This window comes from Bordetella sp. 2513F2, assembly GCF_054642735.1.
Window position 1 is genome coordinate 2,666,032 of sequence record NZ_CM137755.1, and the last position, 17,315, is coordinate 2,683,346.

Below are 17,315 nucleotides of genomic sequence, written 5' to 3' on the forward strand. Positions count from 1 at the left end.
GTCAGGCGAACTGCGAGAGGACGACCGCGGCGATGGCGCCGAGAATGGCCAGTACGAGCAGCCCCTGCAGCAGGCTCAGGCCCGACCGGGATTGCTCGGGATTGCCAGTCTTACGCAGACTCATGAGATGTTTCCTTGGACACGGTTTTACGCCGGGCCAGCCAACGTCCCACGAGTATGACGATCAGCGCACCGGCGACTTCAGCGGCGATTTTAACCGTGGCCGGCTGCGGGCCGAATTGATTCACCACAAAGACATCGGTGACGACCATGCCGCCAGCGATCCAGCCCAGCAGGCCGGCGCCGAACGTGACGACGAGCGGAAAGCGGTCGATCAGCTTGAGCACCAGGGTGCTGCCCCAGACGATGATGGGAACGCTGATCACCAGGCCGAAGATCACCAGGCCCAGCTGATGACCTTCGTGCGCATTCTGCGCCGCGCCCGCGATGGCGATGACGTTGTCCAGGCTCATGACGAAGTCGGCCACGATGATGGTCTTGATGGCGGCCATGACCGACCCGCCGCCTTCGATCTTGCCATGGGCGTCGTCTTCGGGAACCAGCAGCTTGATGCCGATCCAGAGCAACAGCAGGCCGCCCACGATCTTGAGGAACGGGATGCTCAGGAGGGTGAGCGCGAACGCGATGAGGACCACGCGCAGGAAGATGGCGCCGGCCGTGCCCCACAGAATCCCCTGCATGCGCTGCTTGGGCTGCAGATTGCGGCATGCCAGCGCGATCACGACGGCATTGTCGCCACCCAGAAGGATGTCGATCATGATGATCTGGAAAACCGCTGCCCAACTCAGCGTCTGTAGAAACTCAAGCACGTGGAACCCCCAAGGCGTTATCGAAGAAAATCATGCGGGGCGCCCCCGCCGACCGCGATTCGGCTCTGGGGACACAACCCGCCATTGTAGTTCAGCTTTGCGTCAGGGCCTTTGCCGCGTCACAAAAAATTTGCCCAATGCCAGCACCAGCAAGGCACCCGCAGCCCCCGCCACGAGCGCGAACTGGTGATGCGTCATGCCGAGCGCGACATCGATGCGCTCGATGGGATCGTGCAGCGCGGGATCGCCCACCAGCAGCTCTCCGGCGATGAAGCCCAGCAGCGCGGCGCCCACCCACACGATCACGGGGAAGCGCTCGATCACCTTGAGCAGCAGCGTGCTGCCGAAGATGACCAGCGGGATGCTGATGGCCAGCCCCACCACCAGCAGCGTGGTGTCGCCCATGGCGGCCGCAGCCACGGCCACGACGTTGTCCAGGCTCATGACCAGGTCGGCGATCATGATGGTGCGGATGGCCGAGAGCAAGGTACCGTGCGCCTTGTCGTCGCCGCCCTCCTCGCCCTCGGGCATGAGCAGGGACACGCCGATGTAGACCAGCAGCAGTGCGCCGATCAGCTTGAGCCAGGGCAGCAGCAGCAGCTTGGCCGCCACCAGCGTGAGCACGATGCGCATCACGATGGCCGCCGCCGACCCTATCACGATGGCGCGTTTCTGCTGCTGTGGCGGCAGGGAACGCGCGGCCAGCGCGATCACGACGGCGTTATCGCCCGACAGCAGTATGTTGACCCAAATGATCTGGAGCAAAGCGATCCAGAATGCCGCAGAACTCAGTTCCATTGCCTCTCTTTCCTGGATCCCCGGTGTTGTGGATACGCGCTCGTGCGAAGAATGTGCTGGTGCTCTGCCCGTAGGTTGCCCAGCGATGCGCTAGGCACGCGGGCAGCTTTCGGGACAGGACACGAGGCCGCTTTGCCCCCGGATGGAGCGGCTCTGGTCGTGGCGCACGAGTTGCGCCCGTCATTATAGGGGCAGCCCCTGCCCTGCCCCGCGCGCCGGCGGGAAAACAGAACGGCCCGCTTGCGCGGGCCGTTCGATCTTGCGGCGGAACCTGGAGCGGCTTAGAGAACCGACTTCAGCAGCTTGCCCATTTCGGACGGGTTGCGCGTGGTCTTGATGCCGCAGGCTTCCATGACTTCCAGCTTGGCGTCGGCCGTGTCGGCACCGCCCGAGATCAGCGCGCCGGCGTGGCCCATGCGCTTGCCCGGAGGCGCGGTGACGCCTGCGATGAAGCCCACGACCGGCTTCTTCATGTTGTCCTTGGCCCACTGCGCGGCAGCGACTTCGTCGGGGCCGCCGATCTCGCCGATCATGATGACGGCATCGGTGTCGGGATCGTCATTGAAGAGCTTCAGCACGTCGACGTGCTTCAGGCCGTTGATGGGATCGCCGCCGATGCCGACGGCGCTGGACTGGCCCAGGCCGAGTTCGGTGACCTGCGCGACGGCTTCGTACGTCAGGGTGCCCGAGCGGCTCACGATGCCGATGCGGCCCTTGCGATGGATGTGGCCGGGCATGATGCCGATCTTGATCTCATCGGGGGTGATGAGGCCGGGGCAGTTGGGGCCCAGCAGCAGCGTCTTGCTGTTCTTGGCCTTCATGCGGTTCTTGACTTCCAGCATGTCGCGCACGGGGATGCCTTCGGTGATGCAGACCACCAGGTCGAGCTCGGCCTCGACGGCTTCCCAGATGGCGGCGGCTGCGCCCGCCGGCGGCACGTAGATCACCGAGACCGTTGCGCCGGTGGAGTCCTTGGCATCCTTGACGGAAGCGTAGATGGGGATGCCTTCAAAGTCCTCGCCCGCCTTCTTCGGGTTCACGCCGGCCACGAAGGCGGCCTTGCCATTGGCGTAGTCACGGCACATGCGGGTGTGGAACTGCCCCGTCTTGCCCGTGATGCCCTGGGTGATGACTTTGGTGTCCTTGTTGATCAGAATCGACATTTGTGAATCCTTGGCAATTTTTACTTAGCGGCGGCGACGACCTTGGTCGCGGCTTCGGCCATGGTGTCGGCGCTGATGATGGGCAGGCCGGATTCGGCCAGCATCTTCTTGCCGAGTTCTTCGTTGGTACCCTTCATGCGCACGACCAGCGGCACATTGAGGTTGACGGCCTTGCATGCGGTGATCACGCCTTCGGCGATGACGTCGCAGCGCATGATGCCGCCGAAGATGTTGACCAGGATGGCCTTCACGCCCTTGTTCTTGAGCATGATCTTGAAGGCCTCGGTGACCTTCTCGGCCGTGGCGCCGCCGCCGACGTCCAGGAAGTTGGCCGGCTCGCCGCCGAACAGCTTGATGGTGTCCATGGTGGCCATGGCCAGGCCGGCGCCGTTCACCAGGCAGCCGATGTTGCCGTCGAGCTGGATGTAGGCGAGGTCGAACTTGGAAGCCTCGATCTCGGCCGGATCCTCTTCGTCCAGGTCGCGGTAGGCGACGATTTCCGGATGACGGAACAGGGCATTGGAGTCGAAGTTGAACTTGGCGTCCAGGGCGATGATGTTGCCCTTGCTGTCGCGGTTCAGCGGGTTGATCTCGACCAGCGAAGCGTCGGTGTCCATGTAGCACTGGTAGAGCTTCTTGAACACGTCCACGGCCTGCGCGGTGGAGTCGGCCGGCAGGCCGATCGCGTCGGCGATCTTCTTGGCCTGCTCGTCGCCCAGGCCGGTGAGCGGGTCGATGAATTCGGTGATGATCTTCTCGGGCGAGGAGTGGGCCACTTCCTCGATGTCCATGCCGCCCTCGCTGGACGCGATGAAGGCCACTTTCTGGGTGCCGCGGTCGGTGACCACCGACACGTAGTATTCCTTCTGGATGTCGGCGCCTTCCTCGATGTAGAGGCGGTTGACCTTCTGGCCTTCCGCACCGGTCTGGTGCGTGACCAGCTGCATGCCCAGGATCTGCGAAGCCAGGGTGCGGACTTCGTCGATCGAGCGGGCGAGCTTCACGCCGCCGCCCTTGCCGCGGCCGCCCGCGTGGATCTGCGCCTTGACCACCCAGACCGGTCCACCGAGCTTCTCAGCGGCAGCCACGGCCTCGTCGACGGAAAAAGCGGGAATCCCGCGCGGCACGGGGACGCCAAATTGCTTCAGCAGTTCCTTGCCTTGATACTCGTGGATTTTCATGTGTTACCTGTCAGGACGTATGAGAAAAAGAAGGCGTATTCGTGGCTGCCGGAGCGTCGGCAGGATCGGACGACCCTGCCGGCGTTTCCTTGCGGCTCCCCGTATACCACCTGGGGTAGTGCTCGCGCACCACCGGCCCGTCGGTGCGCAGGGCATGGCAGCCGTCGAGCTGAAACGGACGCTGGTCGGGCGCGGGATTCTGGCGGCGCCGGTTCGCCATGGTCTGCACCGCCGCAGTGGGCAGCACCTGGGAAAGCTCGGTGAGATGGGTGCAGCCCTGGACGCGGCCGAAGCGCTCCTTGACCCGGGCACGGAACCCCTTGAGCAGGTTCATGCCGACCAGGCCAGTATAGGCTTCCTCGATGGCAGTGCAATGGCCGCCGTATGGCGCCGCATCATAGGCGGCCTGCGCGGCGACGATGGTATACGCCTCGTCGATGGTGACGCGCAGGTGCATGTGGTGGATGTGCTGGCCGGCCTTGAAGATCTCGCCGTCGCCGCGGGGGAAGTCGTAGCCCTTGTAGTCGATGAGTTCGGCCTCGACGTCCCAGAGGCCGTCGTCGCGCTCATAGGACTGCACGCGTATGTTACGCGTGTGCAGCGGCTGGCGAGGACGATCCGGCGGTGGCAGGGGCATTGTCGGGTGGCCCCGGAGGGCCTGGCTTCGAACGGCGCGCCCGCCGCGCGGACCGGCGAGCTCCAGCGGGCGGGACGCCCGGGAGAAGCCGGCCTCCGGTGATGGGCGACCCGTTTCAACGATTTTGACGCAAGGCAGCAAAACGGTCGAAGTATAGCGCAGGCCCGGCGCGCCGCCAGCCCGGCCGGCCATCGGCCGGCCGGTTTCAGGCCGCTGCGCGCAGGCGCTGCGCAGCCTGCACCATGCCTGCCAGCGCCGCTTCCGTCTCGGGCCAGCCGCGGGTCTTCAGCCCGCAGTCGGGATTGACCCACAGGCGCTCCCGGGGCAGCCGCGCGGCCGCCCGCTCCATCAGGGCCACCATGGCGTCGACCTCGGGCACGTTGGGCGAGTGGATGTCGTACACGCCCGGGCCGATGTCGTTGGGATAGCGGAACCCCTCGAACGCCGAGAGCAGTTCCATGTTGGAGCGCGAGGTTTCGATGGTGATCACGTCCGCGTCCATGGCGGCGATGGAATCGATGATGTCGTTGAACTCCGAATAGCACATGTGGGTGTGGATCTGGGTCTCGGCACGCACGCCCGAAGTCGCGAGCCGGAAGCAGTCCACGGCCCAGTCCAGGTAGGCCTGCCAGTCGGCCCGGCGCAGCGGCAGGCCTTCTCGGATGGCGGGCTCGTCGATCTGGATCACGCCGATGCCGGCCGCCTCGAGGTCCGTGACCTCGTCGCGCAGCGCCAGGGCAAGTTGCCGGCAGGTCTGCTCGCGCGGCTGGTCGTCCCGCACGAAGGACCACTGCAGGATGGTGACCGGCCCGGTCAGCATGCCCTTCACCGGCTTGTCGGTGAGCGACTGGGCATAGGTGGACCAGGCCACCGTCATGGGCGCCGGGCGGGCCACGTCGCCATAGATGACCGGCGGCTTGACGCAGCGCGAGCCATAGCTCTGGACCCAGCCGTTGCGCGTGAAGGCGAAGCCGGCGAGCAGTTCGCCGAAATACTCCACCATGTCGTTGCGCTCCGGTTCCCCATGCACCAGCACGTCCAGGCCGATACGTTCCTGGAAGCGGATGACGGCCTCGATCTCCTTGCGGATCGCGGCCGTATAGGCGGCGTCGCCCAGCACGCCGGCCTTCCAGTCGCGGCGCAGCGCGCGGATCTCGGGGGTTTGCGGGAATGAACCGATGGTGGTGGTGGGAAACGCGGGCAGGCGCAGCCGCGCCTGCTGGGCGGCGATGCGCCGGGCAAAGGGCTCGCGCTGCCGCGAGGCCTCGGCGATGCGGGCCATGCGGCGTCCCACGGCCGGATTGTGGATGCGCGGCGATGCGCGGCGGGCCTCGAGGGCGGCACGCTGCTGGGCCAGCGCCTGTTGCACCGCGGGCGCGCCGGGCTGGTCCAGCGCCTGGCCCAGCAGCTTGAGTTCACCGAGCTTCTGCACCGCGAAGGAAAGCCAGCTGGCCAGTTCGGCGTCGAGTTCGGTTTCACCGGCCAGGTCCACGGGCACGTGCAGCAGCGAGCAGGACGGCGCCAGCCACAGCCGCTCGCCCAGTGTGTCATGCAGGGGCTGCAGGATCCGCAAGGCGGCGTCCAGGTCCGAACGCCAGATGTTGCGGCCGTCGACCACGCCGGCCGACAGGACCTGGCCTTCGCGCAGGCCGGCGGCCACCGCCTGCAATTGCCCCGGCGCGCGCACCAGGTCCACGTGCAGGCCGGCCACCGGCAGGCCCTGCACGGTGGCCAGATTGTCGTCCAGGCCGCCAAAGTACGTGGCCAGCAGCAGTTTGACGGGCGCCTGGGCCAGGGCCGTGTAGACGTCCCGGAACGCATCGCGCCAAGCTTGCGGCAGATCCAGGACCAGGATGGGCTCGTCGATCTGCACCCACTCCACGCCCTGCTCCGCGAGCCGGCGCAGCACCTCCGCATAGACCGGCAGCAGGGCCTGCAGCTGCTGCAACTTGCCGGCATCCGCGGCCCCGCCGGGATAGGCATCGCCCTTGCCCAGGTAGAGCCAGGTCAGCGGACCGGGGACCACCGGCTTGGGCGCGTAACCCAGCGCCTGGGCCTCGCGCACCTGCTCGAACAGGGATTCGCGGGCGATGCGGTACGCCTGGCCGGGCGCGAGTTCGGGCACGATGTAGTGGTAGTTGGTATCGAACCACTTGGTCATCTCGCAGGCGGCGGCGGGCTTGCCGGTGGGCGCGCGCCCGCGTCCCATGCGGAACAGCGTGTCCAGCGCCACGGCTTCGCCAGCCGGCTGGCCGAAACGCGCCGGTACCGCGCCGATCAGCGTGGTCCATTCCAGGATGTGGTCGTACCAGGCGAAGTCGCCCACGGGCACATAGCGCAATCCGGCGCCGGCCTGGGCCTTCCAGTGCGCCGCACGCAGCTGCCGGCCGGTTTCCAGCAGGCTGTCAAGATCGTCGCGGCCGGCCCAATAGGCCTCCAGCGCCCGCTTGAGTTCGCGCTGCGCGCCAATGCGGGGAAAGCCAAGATTATGAATTATGGTCATGGTGATACCTGTTTGAGCGAATTACATTCAAGCAGGTGTATTCTGAGGCCAGCCCCTCCTGAGTCAAAATCAATCTCTACATCTATTGATTGAGAAATCCTCATATAAACTCGGCGCTTTGTCGCACACGAGGGCCCGCCCATGCTGGAAATCCGCCACCTGGAAACACTGTCGGCCATCCGCGATGGCGGAAGCCTGCAGGAAGCCGCCGAACGGCTGCACCTGACCCAGTCCGCGCTGTCCCACCAGCTGCGCGATCTCGAGACCCGCCTGGGCACCCCGCTGCTCAACCGGCGTACCCGGCCTGCCCGGCTCACCACGGCAGGGTTGCGCGTGCTGGCCTTGGCCGACGACATACTGCCCAAGCTGCGCGCCACGGAGCGGGACCTGCAGCGCCTGGCCGCAGGGCGTACCGGCAGGCTGCATCTCGCCATCGACTGCCATTCGTGCTTCCAGTGGCTGATGCCCGCCCTGGACGCGTTCCGGGCCCAATGGCCGGACGTGGCCCTGGACCTGTCGGCGGCCTTCTCGTTCGCCCCGCTGCCCGCGCTGGTACGCGGCGACCTCGACCTGGTCATCACATCGGACCCCCAGCCGCTGGAAGCGGTGGCCTACCGGCCGCTGTTCAAGTACGAACTCGTGCTGGCCGTGGCGGAATCGAATCCCCTCGCTGCGGAGAAGTACGTGGTGGCGGAACAGCTGATCGACCAGACGCTGATCACCTACCCCGTGGATCGCCAGCGGCTTGATGTCTTCACCGCCTTCCTGGACCCGGCGGATGTGGAGCCGGCCGCCCTGCGCCGCGCCGAACTTACCCCCATCATCGTGCAGCTGGTTGCCAGCAACCGCGGCGTGGCCGCCCTGCCCAACTGGGCCCTGACCGAATACCTGGGCCAGGGATGGCTGAGGGTGTGCCGCCTGGGCCCTCAGGGCGTGTGGCGCACGCTATACGCTGCGGTACGCACCGAAGACAGCGAAACGTCGTATATCGACGAGTTCCTTACCTTGGCGCGCGAAACGTGCTTCAAGACCCTGAGCGGCATCAAGACAGCACGCCAGTAAGACAGCCCTTCCGTAACAGCCCGCCCATGGCAGGGAAGAGAATCGGGAGAGCCGGGCCGCACGGCAGCACGCGGGGCGGTGCGGGTCAGTCGTCGTCGTGTGCGCCGCCCAGGATGCGGCGGATGACGTCGTGGGCGAAGCCGCGGCCGGCCAGGAAGCGGGCCTGCCGGGCATATCCGGTGCGGTCGGCAGGCGGGGCGTCGAAGCGCTTGCGCCAGACTTCCAGCGCACGCTGGTATTCGGTGGCACGCAGGGTATCGCGCAATTCGGACACCTGCTGCTCGTCGAGGCCGTGCTGGCGCAGTTCCTGGACGATGCGCGCCGTACCCTGGCGTGGCGCGCGCCGGTGGGCCAGGCTTTGCGCGAAGCGCGCATTGCTCAGCCAACCCTCGCGCTGCAGGGCATCGAGCACGGATTCGAGCTCGTGCGGGTCGTCGGCATAGGGCCGCAGCTTGCGTGCCAGTTCCGTGCGGGAATGTTCCCGGCGCGAAAGATAGCCTACCGCCCGGGCCTTGAGCGAAGGACCGGTGCGTGGCGTCCGGGTTGGAGCAGCTTCGGACCCGTCATCGGCCGGAGCGGCCGGCGCGAGGGTTTCGAAATCGTCATCGGGCATGCGGCGCGCCCGCCCGCCCTGGCCGCCGGTGCGGCTGGCAGCGCGACTGACACCGTAGGCGGGTTTACGCAGCATGCCCGGCCGCCATCATTCCTCGGTGGCGTCTTCGACTTCGCTGGCGGCGAAGCTGGCGGCACGGCTGACCACGCCCTGGTTCTCGCGCACCCGGTTCTCGATCTCGAAGGCGAGCTCGGGATGTTCCTTGAGGTATTCGCGCGCGTTGTCCTTGCCCTGGCCGATGCGGTTGCCGTTGTAGCTATACCAGGAGCCGGACTTGTCGACCACGCCCGCCTGCACGCCGAGATCGATGATCTCGCCCTCGCGCGAGATGCCCTGGCCGTACATGATGTCGAATTCGGCCTGCTTGAACGGCGGCGAGACCTTGTTCTTGACGACCTTGACGCGGGTTTCGTTGCCGATGACCTCGTCGCCCTTCTTGATGGAGCCGCCACGGCGGATGTCGAGGCGCACCGAGGCATAGAACTTGAGCGCGTTGCCGCCCGTGGTGGTTTCGGGGCTGCCGAACATCACGCCGATCTTCATGCGGATCTGGTTGATGAAGATGACCATGCAGTTGGTGCGCTTGATGGTGGCAGTGAGCTTGCGCAGCGCCTGGCTCATCAGGCGGGCCTGCAGGCCGGGCAGCGAATCGCCCATCTCGCCCTCGATTTCGGCCTTGGGCACGAGCGCGGCCACCGAGTCGATGACGATGAGGTCGACCGAACCCGAGCGCACCAGCGCATCGGTGATCTCGAGGGCCTGCTCGCCCGTGTCGGGTTGGGAAATCAGCAGGTCGGTGAGGTTCACGCCCAGCTTGGACGCGTATTGCACATCGAGGGCGTGCTCGGCGTCGATGAAGGCGCAGGTGCCACCCACCTTCTGCATTTCGGCGATGACCTGCAGGGTGAGCGTGGTCTTGCCGGAGGATTCGGGGCCGTAGATCTCGATCACGCGGCCGCGCGGCAGGCCGCCCACGCCCAGGGCGATGTCGAGCCCGAGGGAGCCCGTGGACACCACCTGGATGTCGTGCTCGACCTCGTTGTCGCCGTAGCGCATGACGGAGCCCTTGCCAAACTGCTTCTCGATCTGCGAGAGCGCCGCGGCCAGTGCCTTGGCTTTTTCCGATGCGGCCTTGCTGGTTTTGTCGTCCATATGGTGTCCTGTGTGGAGCAGGCCGGGCGTGCCGGCCAGGGGTATCGCGGGGTATGGCGCGCTGGATTGAAATACGCTGCGGTGGCCCAGGGCGGCCACCATCACAGCAGACAGCAGCGGCCCGGGTGCCGATTATTGCATTGGATTGTACTGGACAAAAACCCAGTATGCCAAGAATTTCCACGTAATCCCGCAGTAGCAAGCGAGGGGCGGCTGTGACAGAATCCGCCACACGACCGCAGCCAGGCCGTACCGCCGGGGTGCGGTCCGCTTCCGCCACTCCTCACGGCTACGCATGCGCATCCTCATCGCCGAAGACGACAGCATCCTGGCCGACGGGCTGTCCCGCTCGCTGCGCCACAACGGCTACGCCGTCGACACCGTGCGCGACGGCCTGGCAGCCGACTCCGCCCTGTGCGCCCAGCCCTTCGACCTGCTCATCCTGGACCTGGGCCTGCCGCACATGCCCGGGCTGGAGGTGCTGCGGCGCCTGCGCGCGCGCAATTCCGTGCTGCCGGTGCTCATCCTCACCGCGGCCGACAGCGTGGAACAGCGGGTCGAGGGCCTGGACCTCGGCGCCGACGACTACATGGCCAAACCCTTCGCCCTGTCGGAACTCGAGGCCCGGGTGCGCGCCCTCACCCGCCGCGGCGCGGGCGGCGGCGCCACCATGATCCGCCACGGACGGCTGGCGTTCGACCAGACCGGCCGCGTGGCCCTGGTCGACGGCCAGACCCTCGACCTCTCCGCCCGCGAGGTCAGCCTGCTGGAGATCCTCCTGGCGCGCAGCGGCCGCATGGTCAGCAAGACCCAGCTGGTCGACCACCTCTGCGAATGGGGCGAGGAAGTCAGCACCAACGCCATCGAGGTCTACGTGCACCGGCTGCGCAAGAAGCTCGAACCCAGCGGCGTCAAGATCATCACCGTGCGCGGCCTGGGCTATTGCGTGGAACGCGAGCAGGGTGTCCCCTCCTACACCCACTGAAGCGGCTCCCGGCGAACCCCTCAACCAGGAGGCGCTGGACGCCCTGCGCAGCGGTGCGCAGGGGCCGAGCTACGCCCCGCCGCAGCGCTCGCTGCTGGGCGAGATCCTCGACTGGATGCTCGCGCCGCTGTTCCTGCTGTGGCCCATGAGCGTGGCCATCACCTACGTGGTGGCCCAGAACATCGCCGACGTCCCCTACGACCGCGCCCTCGCCAATGCGCTGCACGTGCTCACCCGCCAGGTGCAGGTCGAAGACGGCCGGGCGGTGCTGCGCATGAGCGATGCGGCGCGCGAAGTGCTGCGCGCCGACGAGACCGAAAGCGTGTTCTGGCTGGCGTTGGGCGGAGACGGCGAATACCTGGGCGGAGACCGCGCCCTGCCCCTGCCGGTGCCGCTGGGCGCCCCGCAGCCCGGCGTCGTGCGCTATGCCGACGAGGCCCTGCGCGGCTTCGGCGTACGGCTAGCCTACACCTGGATAGACCTCGACCTGGCCTCCGGCCAGCCGGCCCTGGTGGCCGTGGCCGAGACGGTCGAGAAGCGCGCACAGCTGGCCAACGACATCATCAAGGGCGTCATCATTCCCCAGTTCGTCGTGCTCCCGGTGGCCGTGCTGCTGGTCTGGTTCGGGCTCACGCGCGGCGTCGCCCCCCTCAATGCCCTGCAGCAGCATCTGCGCGCGCGCAGGCCCGACGACCTCTCGCCCATCGACGAGCGGGCGGCCCCTTCAGAAATCGCCCCGCTGGTCGGCGCCATGAACGAGCTGCTCGACCGGCTGGCCGCCAACGTGGAGGCACAGCGCCGTTTCGTGGCCGACGCGGCGCACCAGCTCAAGACGCCGCTGGCCGGGCTGCGCACCCAGGCCGAGCTGGCCCTGCGCGACGCCAGCCCCGACGAGATGCAATCCAGCCTGCGCCAGCTCGTCACCGGTTCCGAACGTGCCACCCGCCTGGTGAACCAGCTGCTGCTGCTGGCTCGGGCCGAGCATCCGGATTCGGCCGGATTGGCGCGCACCGACCTCAATGCCGTGGCACACGAGCAGACCATGCAGTGGGTGCCGCAGGCCCTGAGCCTGAACACCGACCTGGGCTTCGAAGGCGCCGACGGTCCCCTGCCCATCAACGGCAATCCCATCCTCCTGGCTGAACTGCTCAACAACCTGATCGACAACGCGCTGCGTTACACGCCGCGGGGCGGGCACATCACCGTGCGCGTGCGCACCCTCGCCGGCCGCCCCCGCATCGAGGTGGAAGACTCCGGGCCCGGCATCCCGCCGGACGAGCGCAGCCGGGTGTTCGACCGCTTCTATCGCGTGCTGGGCACGCAGTCGGACGGCAGCGGCCTGGGCCTGGCCATCGTCAGGGAAATCGCGCAAAGGCACCAGGCCGAAGTCGGCATCGAGGACAACCCCTCGCCCGGGTCGGACCTTCCGGGCACGCGCATCAGTATCACCTTCCCGCCGGCCAAAGTTACCTAATTTTACAAAATTAAGATTCAAGTCAGGGTTTCGTCAGAACCCCGTCAGTCTCGCTGCCTACCTTTGCGGATAACCCCGGAAGGCCGGTTCCTGCAACCGGGGAACATGCACGGTGGACCGGACCACCGGCCTACATAATCAGTAAAGGAGACATCATGAGCACAACCACCCTGGCGGGGGGCAGCCCCTCGGCAAAACCGCGCCCCATGTCGCGGGAAGAACGCCGTGTCATTTTCGCGTCGTCGCTCGGCACCGTGTTCGAGTGGTACGACTTCTATCTGTACGGTTCGCTGGCTGCGATCATCGCGCAGCACTTCTTTTCCGGCGTCAACCCCACCGCGGCCTTCATCTTCGCCCTGCTGGCCTTCGCCGCAGGCTTCGCGGTGCGGCCCTTCGGCGCGCTGGTGTTTGGCCGCCTGGGCGACCTGGTCGGCCGCAAGTACACCTTCCTGGTCACTATCGTGATCATGGGCCTGTCGACCTTCCTGGTCGGCGTGCTGCCCAGCTATGCCAGCATCGGCATCGCCGCCCCGGCCATCCTCATCGTGCTGCGCCTGGCGCAGGGCCTGGCGCTGGGTGGCGAATACGGCGGCGCAGCCACCTACGTGGCCGAGCATGCGCCCCAGGGCCGGCGCGGCTTCTACACCAGCTGGATCCAGACCACGGCCACGCTGGGCCTGTTCCTGTCGCTGCTGGTGATCCTCGGCATACGCAGCGCCATGGGCGAGGAAGCCTTCCGCGACTGGGGCTGGCGCATCCCGTTCCTGATTTCCGTGATCCTGCTGGGCATCTCGGTATGGATCCGGCTGCAGCTCAACGAATCTCCCACCTTCCAGCGCATGAAGGACGAGGGCAAGGGATCCAAGGCGCCCCTCACCGAATCGTTCGGCCAATGGAAGAACCTCAAGATCGTGCTGCTGGCGCTGCTGGGCCTCACCGCCGGCCAGGCCGTGGTCTGGTACACGGGGCAGTTCTATTCGCTGTTCTTCCTCACCCAGACGCTCAAGGTGGATGCCAACACGGCCAACATCATGATCGCGGTCGCGCTGCTCATCGCCACGCCGTTCTTCGTGATCTTCGGCGGCCTGTCCGACCGCATCGGCCGCAAGCCCATCATCATGGCCGGCTGCCTGATCGCCGCCCTGACCTACTTCCCGATCTTCAAGGCCATCACCCACTACGCGAACCCGGCGCTCGAGCAGGCCCAGGCTTCGGCCCCGGTCACGGTCATCGCCGATCCCGCCACCTGCTCGTTCCAGTTCAACCCCGTGGGAACCGCCGCGTTCACCAGCTCCTGCGACGTGCTCAAGTCGTTCCTGGCACGCAACTCGGTGAATTACGAGAACCAGGCGGCGCCCGCCGGCTCGCTGGCCATGGTGCGCATCGGCAACCAGGAATTCAGCGCGTTCGAGGGCGCCTCGCTGGCGCCGGCGGAGTTCAAGGCGCGCACCGCCGAGCTCGACAAGGCCCTGACCGCCGCCATCCGCGAGCACGGCTATCCCGCCAAGGCCGATCCCGCCCAGATCAACCATGTCATGGTGGTGCTGCTGCTCACCCTGCTGGTCATCTACGTGACCATGGTCTACGGCCCGATCGCTGCCATGCTGGTGGAGATGTTCCCCACGCGCATCCGCTACACCTCCATGAGCCTGCCCTATCACATCGGCAATGGCTGGTTCGGAGGCTTCCTGCCCACGGTGGCCTTCGCCATGGTCGCGGCAACCGGCAACATCTACGACGGCCTGTGGTATCCCATCATCATTGCCGCCATGACGCTGGTAATCGGCACGCTGTTCGTCCGCGAGTCGAAAGACAACGACCTCAACGCCGGCTGAGCGCTTTCCCCCGCCGGGCGGGACCGCTGCGCCTACCCGGCCTTGTACAAGCTCCCCGCGGGGAGCTTTTTTTTATGGATGGCCGGCAAGGCACCCGCTGCATGCCCCGGTTCAGGGTCATGTCAGCCCCATGGACGTAGACTGGCGGCTCAGACGACGGCCCTGCAACACTTCTACTGGCAATCGATCCCCTGTCCGTCGAAGGCAGGGCCAGACTCTGACGCCGACAGCGTGTCCCCCGCGAGCCTTATCGACACGCTGCCGTGTGCCCCGTACAGGCCCGGCGCCCAGGTGCCGGGCCTTTTTTTGCCCATTGTTCACAACGCAACAGCCCCTCCCGGGGCTGTTGCGAGGCGCACCTCACGGGGCGCCGAACGGATCCGCGCCCAAACGCCATGGACGGGCGCGAAGGCGTTCAGCGGCGCATGCCCACGCCTATCACGAGCACGCCGGCCACGATGGCGGCGATGCCGGCCCAGCCGGGTATGGACACGGTCTTTTCCGTTTCGGCGGTGGCCTTCACCGACCCCACCTGCAGCACCGTCTCTTCCGATGTGTAGTTGAAGCCTTTGTAGACCAGTGCCGCCGCACCGATCGCGATCAGCACGGCGCCGACGATAGTCGAACCTTTCATTGTTCTCACCTCTCGAGGTGGTTGAGGATGGGGCGCAAGATACCGGAACGCCTCCAGGCTGTCAGTGACAGAACGTGTCGCGGCAACATCACAGATGCCCGCCCACCTGGCCGCGATGGGCTCGTATAGAATCACCCCTTTTGCCCGACGCCATGTGGTTCAAGAATCTCAAGATATACCGGCTGTCCGCGCCTTGGACTCTCTCGGCGGAACAACTCGAAGACAGCCTCGCCCGCCATGCCTACCAGGCCGGCAACAACCTCGAAATGCAGAGCATGGGCTGGATACCGCCGCGCGAAGGCGGCACGCTCGCCCATACGGTGAACAAGCAGATCCTGCTTACGCTGCGTGCTGAAAAGAAGTTGCTGCCCAGCACCGTCATCAACCAGGTGGCCAAGGCGCGCGCCCAGGAAATCGAGGAGCAGCAGGGCTACAAGCCCGGCCGCAAGCAGATGAAGGAAATCAAGGAGCGCGTCACCGACGAACTGCTGCCCCGCGCCTTCAGCATCTACCGCGACACGCGCGTCTGGATCGACACGGTGAACCACTGGCTGGTGATCGATGCGGCAGCCTCGGCCAAGGCGGACGAAGTCATCGGCCTGCTGGTCAAGAGCATCGATCCGCTGCCCCTGGAAAACCTCTATGTGGCGCAGTCTCCGGCGGCCGCCATGACGGGCTGGCTCGCCGCCGACGAACCGCCGTCCAATTTCACGGTGGACCAGGACACCGAGTTGCGTTCCTCGGGCGAGAGCCGCGCCGCCATCCGCTATGTGAAGCACTCGATCGACGCGGAGGACGTACGCCGCCACATCCAGTCGGGCAAGCAATGCACCCGCCTGGCCATGACGTGGGCCGATCGCGTGTCGTTCGTGCTGACCGAGACGCTGGACGTGAAGCGCTTGGCGCCGCTGGACGTGCTGAAGGAAGGCAACGATACCGTCATGCAGAACGACGACGAGAAGTTCGATTCCGACATGACGTTGATGACGGGCGAGCTGGCCAAGCTGCTGGCCGACCTGGTGGAAGCGCTGGGCGGCGAAAAGCGCGACTGAGCGCAAGCGGCCCTGCGAGCCGGGGCGCCGCCGCGCGCAGCGCCCCGCCGGACTGCCGCCCGGGGCCGGGCTCAGTCCAGTCCGTGGAATACCGAGTCGTCAGGGCCGATGTGCGACGGATGCTTCCAGGTGACGTCGCGCATCGAATGCTGCACCAGCCCTTCCACGCCCAGCAGCACCGCGAAGATCGCCATGCGGATGGGAATGCCGTTGTCGGTCTGGCGGAAGATCGCCAGCCGCGGGTCGTGGTTGAGGTCCACGCTGAGGTCGTTGGCACCCGGACGGCTATCGCGCGGCAAAGGGTGCATCACGATGGTGTCCGGCGAGCAATGGGCATCGATCGTGGCCCGGCTGATCTGGAAATCGGGCGTGTAGCCTTCGCTCTCTTCGGTGGCGAAGCGCTCTTTCTGGACGCGGGTGGCGTAGATCACGTCGGCGCCCGGCAGGCCCTCGGCCAGCGTGGCCTTCTGCTCGATCACATTGCCGTTGCGCGCGGCCTGCTCGATGATGCTGGCCGGCATCTCCAGGCCCGGCGGCGAGATCAGCGTGAACTTCACCCCCTTGTACAGCGCCAGCAGCTTGATCAGCGAATGCACGGTGCGCCCGTACTTGAGATCGCCCACCATGGCGATGTGCGCGCCGTCGAGCAGCTTGCCCAGGCGCGAGAACTCGGTGAGGATGGTGTAGAGATCGAGCAGGGCCTGGCTGGGATGCTCGCCCGGGCCGTCCCCCCCGTTGACCACCGGGATGTTGGTGGCCTGGGCGAACTCGGCCACGGAGCCCTGCTCGGGATGGCGGATCACCATGGCGTCGACATAGCCGCTCATGACACGGCTGGTGTCATAGATGGATTCGCCCTTGGCCATGGAAGAGAAGGTGAAGCCGGTGGTGTCGCACACCGAACCGCCCAGCCGGCAGAAAGCAGCGCCGAAGCTCACCCGCGTACGCGTACTGGCCTCGAAGAACAGGTTGCCCAGCACCGCTCCCTCGAGCACGCGCGAGACCTTCTGGCGCCGGGCGATGGGCTGCATCATGTCGGCCACGCGGAACAGGTCTTCCACCGACTCACGGGTGAACTGGTCCACGGACAGCAATTGCGGCTTGCCATCCACCGCGATACGGTCTCGCAAGGGGCCAGCCTGTACGCTTTGCGTATATTTTTCGAGCAGATATGGATTCTGGACAATTTCGCTGACGAAGCGCTCCACCACTTCCGGCATGGTGCGATATTCCTGGGAGCCTTCGGGAAGGAGCCACGTGTCGAGGGCACGTCGCTTGACGCCGATGCGTGCGGCGAAGACGTCGCGGGTCAGGTTGAGGCGACGCATCGCGTCGCGCAGAAAAGCTTGCTGGGAGATGGACATGAGGGCGCCCCGGTGGATGTTTATATACGCAT

Annotated in this window: 16 protein-coding genes; 5 read left to right on the forward strand and 11 right to left on the reverse strand. The window is 66.4% G+C overall.

The window, feature by feature from the left end; translation table 11 throughout:
- Position 1 precedes the first annotated feature (1 nt).
- The 7 genes from ACYBYQ_RS12705 to metE form a co-directional block, all read right to left on the reverse strand.
- On the reverse strand, positions 2–124 hold the full coding sequence (locus tag ACYBYQ_RS12705) for a hypothetical protein (RefSeq protein WP_459614545.1): 123 nt from the start codon (positions 122–124) through the stop codon (positions 2–4).
- On the reverse strand, positions 111–830 hold the full coding sequence (locus tag ACYBYQ_RS12710; RefSeq protein ID WP_459614546.1) for a TerC family protein: 720 nt from the start codon (positions 828–830) through the stop codon (positions 111–113). The genes ACYBYQ_RS12705 and ACYBYQ_RS12710 overlap by 14 nt, the downstream gene beginning before the upstream one ends.
- Before the next feature lie 102 nt (positions 831–932).
- A complete protein-coding gene (locus tag ACYBYQ_RS12715; RefSeq protein WP_459614547.1) occupies positions 933–1,628 on the reverse strand; it encodes a TerC family protein in 696 nt (231 codons plus the stop codon).
- A 281-nt stretch (positions 1,629–1,909) separates the two neighbouring features.
- Positions 1,910–2,791 carry a succinate--CoA ligase subunit alpha gene (gene sucD / locus ACYBYQ_RS12720; RefSeq protein ID WP_459614548.1) on the reverse strand — a complete coding sequence of 294 codons (882 nt, stop codon included), beginning with the start codon at positions 2,789–2,791 and terminating at the stop codon, positions 1,910–1,912.
- Positions 2,792–2,811: 20 nt separating this feature from the next.
- Positions 2,812–3,972, reverse strand: coding sequence for an ADP-forming succinate--CoA ligase subunit beta (gene sucC, locus ACYBYQ_RS12725; protein ID WP_459614549.1), 1,161 nt, complete (start codon positions 3,970–3,972; stop codon positions 2,812–2,814).
- Between the two features lie 10 nt (positions 3,973–3,982).
- Positions 3,983–4,609: a DUF2889 domain-containing protein gene (locus ACYBYQ_RS12730; RefSeq protein WP_459614550.1), complete on the reverse strand. Its 627-nt coding sequence runs from the start codon at positions 4,607–4,609 to the stop codon at positions 3,983–3,985.
- A 205-nt stretch (positions 4,610–4,814) separates the two neighbouring features.
- Positions 4,815–7,112 (reverse strand): 5-methyltetrahydropteroyltriglutamate--homocysteine S-methyltransferase, encoded by a 2,298-nt coding sequence (gene metE, locus ACYBYQ_RS12735; RefSeq protein WP_459614551.1) that lies wholly within the window; start codon positions 7,110–7,112, stop codon positions 4,815–4,817.
- 141 nt (positions 7,113–7,253) lie between these two features.
- On the opposite strand from metE, the gene ACYBYQ_RS12740 reads away from it, so the two are divergent.
- Complete coding sequence (locus tag ACYBYQ_RS12740) at positions 7,254–8,174, forward strand: LysR family transcriptional regulator (RefSeq protein WP_459614552.1); 921 nt, start codon at positions 7,254–7,256, stop codon at positions 8,172–8,174.
- Positions 8,175–8,259: 85 nt separating this feature from the next.
- Here ACYBYQ_RS12740 and recX read toward each other — a convergent pair whose 3' ends face one another.
- Positions 8,260–8,787, reverse strand: a complete 528-nt coding sequence (gene recX / locus ACYBYQ_RS12745) for a recombination regulator RecX (protein ID WP_459618780.1) — start codon at positions 8,785–8,787, stop codon at positions 8,260–8,262.
- Between the two features lie 87 nt (positions 8,788–8,874).
- Positions 8,875–9,939 (reverse strand): recombinase RecA, encoded by a 1,065-nt coding sequence (gene recA, locus ACYBYQ_RS12750; protein WP_459614553.1) that lies wholly within the window; start codon positions 9,937–9,939, stop codon positions 8,875–8,877.
- Positions 9,940–10,234: 295 nt separating this feature from the next.
- On the opposite strand from recA, the gene ACYBYQ_RS12755 reads away from it, so the two are divergent.
- The 3 genes from ACYBYQ_RS12755 to ACYBYQ_RS12765 all read left to right on the forward strand — a co-directional run bounded on the left by ACYBYQ_RS12755 (position 10,235) and on the right by ACYBYQ_RS12765 (position 14,233).
- Positions 10,235–10,924 (forward strand): response regulator transcription factor, encoded by a 690-nt coding sequence (locus tag ACYBYQ_RS12755; RefSeq protein ID WP_459614554.1) that lies wholly within the window; start codon positions 10,235–10,237, stop codon positions 10,922–10,924.
- Complete coding sequence (locus tag ACYBYQ_RS12760) at positions 10,902–12,398, forward strand: sensor histidine kinase N-terminal domain-containing protein (RefSeq protein WP_510677851.1); 1,497 nt, start codon at positions 10,902–10,904, stop codon at positions 12,396–12,398. The genes ACYBYQ_RS12755 and ACYBYQ_RS12760 overlap by 23 nt, the downstream gene beginning before the upstream one ends.
- Positions 12,399–12,553: 155 nt before the next feature.
- Positions 12,554–14,233, forward strand: a complete 1,680-nt coding sequence (locus ACYBYQ_RS12765; protein ID WP_459614555.1) for an MFS transporter — start codon at positions 12,554–12,556, stop codon at positions 14,231–14,233.
- A 415-nt stretch (positions 14,234–14,648) separates the two neighbouring features.
- Here ACYBYQ_RS12765 and ACYBYQ_RS12770 read toward each other — a convergent pair whose 3' ends face one another.
- Positions 14,649–14,867, reverse strand: coding sequence for a hypothetical protein (locus tag ACYBYQ_RS12770; protein ID WP_459614556.1), 219 nt, complete (start codon positions 14,865–14,867; stop codon positions 14,649–14,651).
- Between the two features lie 152 nt (positions 14,868–15,019).
- Here ACYBYQ_RS12770 and ACYBYQ_RS12775 point away from each other — a divergent pair, with 152 nt between their 5' ends.
- The gene (locus tag ACYBYQ_RS12775) at positions 15,020–15,919 is read left to right on the forward strand and encodes a recombination-associated protein RdgC (RefSeq protein WP_459618782.1); all 900 of its coding nucleotides are present in this window, start codon (positions 15,020–15,022) and stop codon (positions 15,917–15,919) included.
- 71 nt (positions 15,920–15,990) lie between these two features.
- On the opposite strand, the gene ACYBYQ_RS12780 is transcribed toward ACYBYQ_RS12775, so the two are convergent.
- Positions 15,991–17,283: an aspartate carbamoyltransferase gene (locus tag ACYBYQ_RS12780; RefSeq protein ID WP_459614557.1), complete on the reverse strand. Its 1,293-nt coding sequence runs from the start codon at positions 17,281–17,283 to the stop codon at positions 15,991–15,993.
- Positions 17,284–17,315 lie beyond the last annotated feature (32 nt).